Source organism: uncultured Fibrobacter sp., from assembly GCF_937877005.1.
Taxonomy (GTDB): Bacteria; Fibrobacterota; Fibrobacteria; order Fibrobacterales; family Fibrobacteraceae; genus Fibrobacter.
In genome coordinates, this window is the sequence record NZ_CALEFV010000018.1 from 1 (window position 1) to 9,086 (window position 9,086).

A 9,086-nucleotide genomic window follows, 5' to 3' on the forward strand; every position below is an offset into this window, starting at 1 on the left:
GCAGTATAGCCTTCACTTGAAACCGATTCTCGAACCTGAAGATTCTAATGGCTAAAACCTATATTATTTTAGTAGCGATTGCGGCTGTTGTTCTGGGGGTGTATTTTGCTCTTCCGGAGAGGCATTTTGTAGACAGTGTTTTTCCGCTGCACGACGGTGCTTCTGTCTTTGAATATGATGACAAGGCCGACGGTGGCTCATCTGACGTGACTTTTGCCTTGACGGATTCGTCACTTTCGTTTAGCTGCGAACTGGGTGGTGCGGATACGGCCAAGAGTGCCTGGTGCGGACTCCTGTTTGACCTCAGTCAGGGCGAAAAGGCGGAATATCGCAACTGGACATTTGTGGATTCGCTGATTTTTGAACTGGAATCGAGTGGAACCGATGAAATACTGGTGAAGGTCTGGACTTTCGACCCGGATGTCACGGATGTCACGAAACCGCGAACATTTCGTTTGTTGATGAAGGAAATCCCGCTGACCAAGGGTCGCCAACGAATCGCGTTCCCGTTTGAACAGTTCTATACGCCTGACTTTTGGTTTGACGATGAACATGTCGACCGCTCTTTAAATCGTCGTCATCAGGAAACGGTTGCACGCGTAGAGATTGCGCCGGGTTGGAATCATCCGCGTAATCAAAAGTTCTCGCTCAAGTTCTATGCAATTACGGCAAAGGGCGTGAGCAACTTTGCTTTCGGTGCGGTGATGTTCATTATGCTTGGGCTTATGATCGTGGCAATAGGCCGCACGCATTCGTATAACAAGGAAAACGAAAGCAAGAAGGCGGAACCGCACTCATGAAGAAAATCATCATTGCGACCGCGGCTCTTGTAGTTGCCATAGCTGTATGGATTTGTCTGTTCGTCAAGTTTGGCGTTTCGGAAAAGGTCCTGTTTCCGGGGTCCGCATTTCAGGTATATGCTGTTTCCGATGCGAAAGTGGGCGGATTTTCGACGGTAGAACTTTCGAACGAAGATTCTGTGGTTTCGGCACGGGTGAACATCCGCTCGGGCATGGCTTATCCATATGCAGGTATCGGAATAAACTTGCTCTCGGTCAATAACCGTCCAGCTTCCGGGTTCTTTGACTTTTCGGATTTTGATTCGCTTGTAATCGAAGTCGAAACGGGACGCATGCAACGCGTTGGTGTTAAGATTTTAAACGATGATCCGGTGTTCAGTAAAAAGAACGTGTATCAGAGTTATCGTCCGATGGTCGCGCAGGCGCCGGTACGGATTCGTGACAAGAAAAGTGGGGTGGCAATCTCGATGCTCGATTTCAGGGTTCCCGAATGGTGGCTTGCCATGCAAGGACTCGATAAGGACGATGGCCTGCGCTACATGAATCGCGGCATGTTCTTTGAAATTACGAATGGTGAAGGAACTATGCTAGGCATTCCCGACGAAATTAGCGTTCGTACTATTAAGCTGTGGGGAGAGAACCGAACGTTCAAGGCGCTGATGATTGTTGCTTTGGTGGTTGCTCTCTTGGCGTATGTCGGTGTGATTGCTCTTGTGGTGCGCGACTCGGAACGCTTTGCGAAACGAAGGAACGAAAAACAGGACGATTTGAAAATGCGTATGGAACGAGCCGCTGAATTTCTGAAGAATTCGGATCGGTCGGTTGCTGAAATCGCGATGGCAGTGGGGGAGAAATCCCCTGCAGCTTTTGAAAAAGATTTTGCCCGTGTTTACGGTGTAAAGCCCTTGCATTACAGGAGGAAAAATGACTAGGTATTGGAGCTTAGATAGGATTATGCGCTTTCTTAGGCTCTTGATCATTGCCACTATTTGTATTGCGTTGGTGTATTACCTGCGTGGCGTTCTGTTCCCCTTCTTTGCCGCATTTCTTATGGCCTACATCATGGATCCCGTGGTGAATAAGCTGCAGCGGCGTGTGAAGCATCGGATTGTTGCGGTGATCATTGTGTTGCTTGCGCTTGGATTGATTATTGGTGGGGGCCTTCGTTTGTTCGTTCCCATGGTTGTAAGCGAAGTCCGGAACCTGGGTGTACTCATAGCGAAGGTCTTCAACGATTCGGAATGGGCTTCTCGCATAGAAACTTTGATGCCAGGTGGATTGTACGAGACGATTCACTCCTTGATTTCATGGGATCAGTTGGCCGCATCCATGCAACATTTGGATTTCTGGAGAGAAGTGCAGAACATTGCCGGAAAGGTTTTGCCGGGGGCTTGGGGTGTTCTTTCCTATACGGGAACCGTTGTATTGTGGTTCTCTGGCGCGGCTATAATATTCATGTATCTGGTATTCATCATGCTCGACATGCCCAAGCTTCGCCGTGGAGTGTTTAGCCTGATTCCTGATAAATATGCTGATGGCGCTATTTCGTTTGCTAAGGAAACGGATCGCTTTATGGGTACCTATTTCCGAGCCCAGTCTCTAGTGGCGTTGACGGTGGGAGTCCTTTATGCTATAGGCTTTGGCGTCATGGGGCTTCCCATGGGAGTTGCGTTTGGTTTGTTCTCGGGCTCGCTCAACATGATTCCCTATTTGCAGCTCACGACCATCCCCTTGGCCCTTGTTTTGGCTGTGGTGCATGCCTTGAATACGGGCATGCCCTTTTGGGAGGTCGCCCTTATTATATGCTCCATATACCTGGTGGTGCAGGTGATACAGGATTTTTTCCTGGTTCCCCGTATTGTCGGCGGCTCCATGAATCTGCCGCCCGTAGGCATTCTTTTGTCATTGTCTGTATGGGGTAAGTTGTTGGGTTTCTTAGGGTTACTTGTTGCGATCCCCTTTACTTGCCTGTGTCTGGTGTACATCCGGAAGCTTCAGGTGAATGGGCTGAACGAGCACGACGAATTGCCCGGACCACCGCCCGAGGCTTGATTTCAAGGTCTTTGGGGAAATCGAGAAAAAAAACTTTTTTTTTAGAAAAGTTCCCCATGTGGCAAAAAAAAAGGTATAATATACGCATAACATTCTTAAACCTACTCAAGGAGTAAAAAAATGAATAAGCAAGATCTCATCGACGCCATCCTCGCCAACAAGGAAGCTGGCATTGAATCCAAGGCTGCCGCTGGCCGCGCTGTTGACGCTGTGCTCGACGGTATCACCGCCGGTATCAAGAAGGACGGCCTCGTTCAGCTGATCGGTTTCGGTACCTTCACTGTTAAGGAACGTGCTGCCCGTACCGGCCGCAATCCGCAGACTGGCGCTACCATCAAGATCAAGGCTTCCAAGACCGTGTCCTTCAAGGTTGGTGCTGCTCTTAAGGAAACCGCCAAGAAGACCAAGGCTGCTAAGAAGTAATTTTGCTTTTAAGGCGACTTGCTTTTGCACTCGGGATTTCCCGAGTGTTTTTTATTTTGTATTTAGGGACTGGAATAAGATATGATTGTGTTCTTAGTTCTAATCTTTAGTTTATGTACCGGCCTAATTTTATTTGCTATATTGTAACATGTTGAATGTCAACTAATTAGAGAGGAATTTTATGGTCCGTAAGTTTCTGGGAATGCTTTGCCTTTCCGCTTTTGTAATGTCGGTAATCGGTTGTGGTAGCTCCAGCAGCGGCTCCGATGACGACGAATGCACCAAGGATCCGAACTCCCCGAACTGCATTCAGGAAGATCCGGCGGAAGATCCGGTGGCTCTGTAGCTAGAATAATTTTTTTCATTTTTTGTATTTCTCTATTGCAGGATTTACACTTTTTGTCTATATTTGCGCAAGTTTAAACCTTGAGCGATTTAGACAAGAAGATGAAACAAATTCTTGCAATGTCGAAGCCCCAGAGCTGCGAGATCTGCGCAATCCACTGCGCAACTGCAACGGGTTTTTCCAAGGTTGATAATTTTTCTGATTTTGCTGGACTTTTTAGTTCAGCTTTTTTTATGTCATCCCGAGCGTGCGAGGGATCTCTAGTAGCATTTATAGATTAAACAAACGGAGAAAACAAAATGAAGATTGAAGGCATCGACAAAGTCCTTATCATCGGTTCTGGCCCGATCGTGATCGGTCAGGCTTGCGAATTCGACTATTCCGGCACCCAGGCTTGCAAGGCCCTGCGCGAACAGGGTTACAAGATTGTGCTCGTGAACTCCAACCCGGCTACCATCATGACCGACCCGGTCATGGCCGATGCCACCTACATCGAACCGCTGAACGTCGCCCGCCTCACCCAGATTATCGAAAAGGAACGCCCGCAGGCACTCCTCCCGAACTTGGGCGGTCAGACCGGCCTGAACCTCGCCTCAGCACTCAGCAAGGCCGGCGTGCTGGACAAGTACGGCGTGAAGGTCATCGGTGTGAACCTCGACGCTATCGAACGCGGCGAAGACCGTGAAATCTTCAAGGAAACCATGCAGAAGCTCGGCATCGATACCCCGCGCTCCGGCATTTGCCACTCCGTGGAAGAAGCCGAAAAGATTGTTGCTGAAATCGGCTACCCGGTGGTGGTTCGCCCGGCATACACCATGGGCGGTGCAGGCGGCGGCTTCTGCTACAACGTGGAAGAACTCCGCACCATTTGCTCTAACGGTCTTGAACTCTCCATGACGCACCAGTGCCTCATCGAAGAATCCATCCTCGGTTGGGAAGAGCTGGAAGTCGAAGTCGTGCGCGACTCCAAGAACCAGATGATCGCCATCTGCTTCATCGAAAATATCGACCCGGTGGGCGTGCATACCGGTGACTCCTTCTGTGCTGCCCCGTTCCTCACCATCGACAAGAAGCTCGAAGAAGAACTGAAGGAAAAGGCCTTCAAGATTGTGGAATCCATCGGCGTGATTGGCGGTACCAACGTGCAGTTCGCTCACGACCCGAAGACCGGCCGCGTGGTGATTATCGAAATCAACCCGCGTACCTCTCGCTCCTCCGCTCTTGCATCCAAGGCTACCGGCTTCCCGATCGCCCTCATTTCTGCAAAGCTCGCCGCAGGCCTCACCCTCGACCAGATTCCGTACTGGCGCGATGGAAGCCTCGAAAAGTACACCCCGAGCGGTGACTACGTTGTGCTCAAGTTCGCTCGCTGGGCATTCGAAAAGTTCCGCGGCGTCGATGACTGCCTCGGCACCCAGATGAAGGCCGTGGGCGAAGTCATGGCTATCGGCAAGACCTACAAGGAAACCCTCCAGAAGGCTATCCGCGGTCTCGAAAACGGTCGCTCCGGCCTCGGCTTTGCGAAGGACTTCAACAAGAAGAGCAAGGAAGAACTCCTCGAGATGCTCAAGACCCCGAGCTCCGAACGCCACTTCCAGATGTACGAAGCCATCCGCAAGGGCGCAACCGACGAAGAAATCTTCGCCGCCACCTACGAAAAGGCCTACTTCGTGCAGCAGATGCGCGAACTCGTGGAACTCGAAGAAGAAATGCTCAAGACTCCGGGTCGCCTGCCTTCCGATGAACTGCTCATCAAGGCCAAGAAGGACGGCTTCAGCGACAAGTATATTGCCAAGATTCTCGGCATCCGCGAAAAGGACGTGCGCAAGAAGCGTACCGAACTCGGCGTGGTCGAAGGCTGGTGTGCAGTGCCGGTGAGCGGCGTGAAGGACCAGTACTACTACTACAGCACCTACAACTGCAAGGACGAATCTACCGCTTCCACGAACCCGAAGAAGATTATGATTCTCGGCGGTGGTCCGAACAGAATCGGCCAGGGCATCGAATTCGACTACTGCTGCTGCCACGCTGCAATGGCTCTCCGCGAGATGGGTTACGAAACCATCATGGTGAACTGCAACCCCGAAACGGTTTCTACCGACTACGATACCAGCGACAAGCTGTACTTCGAACCGGTCAGCCTCGAAGACGTGCTCCAGATTTACCACAAGGAAAAGCCGGCTGGCGTGATCGTGCAGTTCGGTGGCCAGACTCCGCTGAACATCGCCCGCGCCCTCTCCGACGAAGGCGTCAAGATTCTCGGTACGAGCATCGACTCCATCGATATCGCCGAAGACCGCGACCTGTTCCGCAAGATGATGGACCAGCTCGGCATCCCGATGCCGGAAAGCGGCATGGCCACGAACATCGACGAAGCCCTCGCTTGCGTCAAGCAGATCGGTGGCTACCCGGTGATGATCCGCCCGAGCTTCGTGCTTGGCGGCCGCGGCATGGAAGTCATCTACGACGAAAACATGCTCCGCGAATACGTTGCAAAGGCAGTCGGCGTGACTCCGGATCGTCCGCTCCTCATCGACCGCTTCCTCCACAACGCTCTCGAATGCGAAGCCGACGCCCTCTCCGATGGCGAACACGTTTACATCCCGTCCGTGATGGAACACGTGGAACTTGCCGGTGTCCACTCCGGTGACTCCGCCTGCATCATCCCGCCGGTGACCATCACCAAGGAAAACTTGGCCACCATCAAGGATTACACCAGGAAGATTGCTGAAGCCCTCCACGTTTGCGGCCTCATGAACATGCAGTACGCTATCGAAGACGGCAAGGTGTTCGTCCTCGAAGCGAACCCGCGTGCTTCCCGTACCGTGCCTCTGGTCTCCAAGGTCTGTAACACGCAGATGGCCCGCCTCGCAACCCGCCTGATGCTCGGTGCCAAGCTCGAAGACCTCAAGCTCAAGGACAAGAAGTTCAACCACCACGGCGCCAAGGAAGCCGTGTTCCCCTTCGACAAGTTCCCGAAGGTGGACCCGGTTCTCGGCCCCGAAATGCGCTCCACGGGCGAAGTGCTCGGCCTCTCCGACGACTACGCCCTGGCCTACTACAAGAGCCAGGAAGCCGCAGGTTCCTTCCTCCCGAACGAAGGTGCCGTGCTGATTAGCCTCTCCGACAAGGTTAACTTGTCTGAACAGGCCATCGAAATCGGCAAGGAATTCCAGAAGCTGGGCTTCAAGATCTACGCTACCGAAGGCACCGCCAAGTTCTACGAGAAGGCCGGCGTCAAGTGCGAAGTCGTGAACAAGATCGCCGAAGGCCGCCCCAACGTCCTCGACATCATCCTGAACAAGCAGGTGAACCTCATCATCAACACGCCGTGGGCAAAGCGCGACGCCATCAAGGACGAAAGCGCCATCCGCAAGGCCGCCATCAAGTACAAGGTGCCTTACATCACGACCCTCGCCGGTGCCTACAACACCGTGAAGGGCATCGCCGCCGCAAGGAACGGCCATGGTGCTGTTAAATCTCTCCAGGAATATCATGCTTCTATTGAAGAGATTTAATTAGGCGTGTCATCCTGAGCGGAACGCCGTAAGGCGTGAAGTCGAAGGATCCAGAACATTAAAGACCGTAGCAATAAAATGCTGCGGTCTTTTTGTATGGTAATGTGGCTTGGAATTTAGTTATTAGGTATTGGTTTGACATGTTTCGGCTAAAACTCCTCTTTTTTATTGAATTTAGCCAAGAAATAGTGTTTCAATCTGGCTTTTATCGAGAAAAAGGCCGCTTTTGGATGTAATGCTTCGATTTAGAAGGTTTGGCGGAATTGCGGTTCCTTTTTTTATATTCTATAGCAATAATTTAAGGGACCTTATGGAATTTATCTTGTTGGACTTGAACGATGCTGACGGAATTCGTGAAATGTCAAAAATGGCTACCGATATTCTACGCGAGTATTACGACCCGATTGTGGGAAAAGAGCAAAACGATTACATGCTTGGCAAGTTTCAGTCTTGCGCAGCCATTGAAGAACAGCTGGCGCATGGCTATTCCTACTATTTCGTCCGAGACAGTTCTCAAAATATAGGCTTTTTGGCTTTCTACCCCAAAAGCGATGTGATGTATTTGAGCAAGCTCTACCTATACGAGGCTGCCCGTGGACATGGCTATGCGAGGTCGATGCTTTCGTTCGTGAAAGACGAGGCGAGAAAGATGGGGCTTAACGCTATCGAATTGAACGTGAACAAGCACAATCCGACATGCCGGATTTACGAAAAACTTGGATTTGTCCGTCTCCGTTCCGAGAAAAATGACATCGGAAATGGCTTTTTTATGGATGATTACGTCTATCGACTGGATTGCTTCCGATTTTAGTTGAGTATTCAAATCTTTACAAAAGCCGTGTTTTTTTCTATCTTTGGCCTCGAAAAAACAAGGAGAAAAGATGAGTAAGGATTTGAAGGAAAAGGCCCTCGAATATCACTCCATGGGTAAGCCCGGCAAGATCGAAATCGTGCCGACCAAGCCGCACAGCACGCAGACCGACTTGGGCCTTGCGTACACTCCGGGTGTAGCTGTTCCTTGTTTGGAAATTGAAAAGGATAACAACCTCGCTTACGAATATACGGGCAAGGGTAACTTGGTTGCCGTGATTTCTAACGGTACGGCTGTGCTCGGTCTCGGCGACATTGGCGCTCTCGCCGGTAAGCCGGTGATGGAAGGCAAGGCTCTCCTCTTTAAGATTTATGCCGGTATCGACGTGTTCGACATCGAAATCGACGAAAAGGACCCGAAGAAGTTTATCGAAATCGTGAAGGGAATCGCCCCGACGTTCGGCGGTATCAACCTCGAAGACATCAAGGCTCCGGAATGCTTCGAAATCGAAGACACCTTGAAGGCTGAACTCGATATCCCTGTGATGCACGATGACCAGCATGGTACGGCTATCATTTCGGCCGCAGGTTTGCTCAATGCACTCGAAGTGGCTGGCAAGAAAATTCAAGATGTCCGCATTGTGGTAAATGGTGCCGGTGCAGCTGCTATCTCTTGTACCAAGTTGTATGAAGCCTTGGGTGCTACCCACGAAAACATCATCATGCTCGACTCAAAGGGCGTAATTACCAGCGACCGTGAAAAGTTGGATGAAACCAAACGTTATTTTGCAACCGATCGTCGTGATCTCCACACGTTGGCAGAAGCCATCCAAGGAGCCGACGTATTCCTCGGCTTGTCCAAAGGAAATGTCTTGACCCAAGACATGATCCGTAGCATGGCCAGCCACCCAATTGTATTCGCTTTGGCCAACCCGGTACCGGAAATCTCCTACGAGGATGCTATGGCTGCCCGCCCGGACGTCTTGATGTCCACCGGCCGCAGCGACTATCCGAACCAAATCAACAATGTCATCGGCTTCCCCTACATTTTCCGTGGTGCCTTGGACGTAGCTTCCACCGCCATCAACGAAGAAATGAAATTGGCAGCCGTACGTGCCATCGCCAATTTGGCCAAGC

General features: G+C 51.2%; 8 protein-coding genes. All 8 read left to right on the forward strand.

Features of this window, described 5'->3' with window-relative positions; genetic code table 11:
* Positions 1-47: 47 nt before the first annotated feature.
* Positions 48-800 carry a hypothetical protein gene (locus tag Q0628_RS00865; RefSeq protein WP_298767624.1) on the forward strand — a complete coding sequence of 251 codons (753 nt, stop codon included), beginning with the start codon at positions 48-50 and terminating at the stop codon, positions 798-800.
* A complete protein-coding gene (locus Q0628_RS00870; protein ID WP_298767626.1) occupies positions 797-1,732 on the forward strand; it encodes an AraC family transcriptional regulator in 936 nt (311 codons plus the stop codon). Before Q0628_RS00865 ends, Q0628_RS00870 begins: the two co-directional genes overlap by 4 nt.
* A complete protein-coding gene (locus tag Q0628_RS00875; RefSeq protein ID WP_298767628.1) occupies positions 1,725-2,852 on the forward strand; it encodes an AI-2E family transporter in 1,128 nt (375 codons plus the stop codon). The genes Q0628_RS00870 and Q0628_RS00875 overlap by 8 nt, the downstream gene beginning before the upstream one ends.
* 120 nt (positions 2,853-2,972) lie before the next feature.
* Complete coding sequence (locus tag Q0628_RS00880) at positions 2,973-3,275, forward strand: HU family DNA-binding protein (RefSeq protein WP_298767630.1); 303 nt, start codon at positions 2,973-2,975, stop codon at positions 3,273-3,275.
* Between the two features lie 181 nt (positions 3,276-3,456).
* A complete protein-coding gene (locus tag Q0628_RS00885) occupies positions 3,457-3,621 on the forward strand; it encodes a hypothetical protein (RefSeq protein WP_298767632.1) in 165 nt (54 codons plus the stop codon).
* A gap of 299 nt (positions 3,622-3,920) precedes the next feature.
* Positions 3,921-7,139 (forward strand): carbamoyl-phosphate synthase large subunit, encoded by a 3,219-nt coding sequence (gene carB, locus Q0628_RS00890; RefSeq protein ID WP_298767634.1) that lies wholly within the window; start codon positions 3,921-3,923, stop codon positions 7,137-7,139.
* 310 nt (positions 7,140-7,449) lie between these two features.
* Positions 7,450-7,950, forward strand: coding sequence for a GNAT family N-acetyltransferase (locus Q0628_RS00895; protein ID WP_298767636.1), 501 nt, complete (start codon positions 7,450-7,452; stop codon positions 7,948-7,950).
* A gap of 70 nt (positions 7,951-8,020) precedes the next feature.
* A partial coding sequence (locus Q0628_RS00900; protein WP_298767638.1) for a malic enzyme-like NAD(P)-binding protein occupies positions 8,021-9,086 on the forward strand: 1,066 nt, incomplete at its 3' end.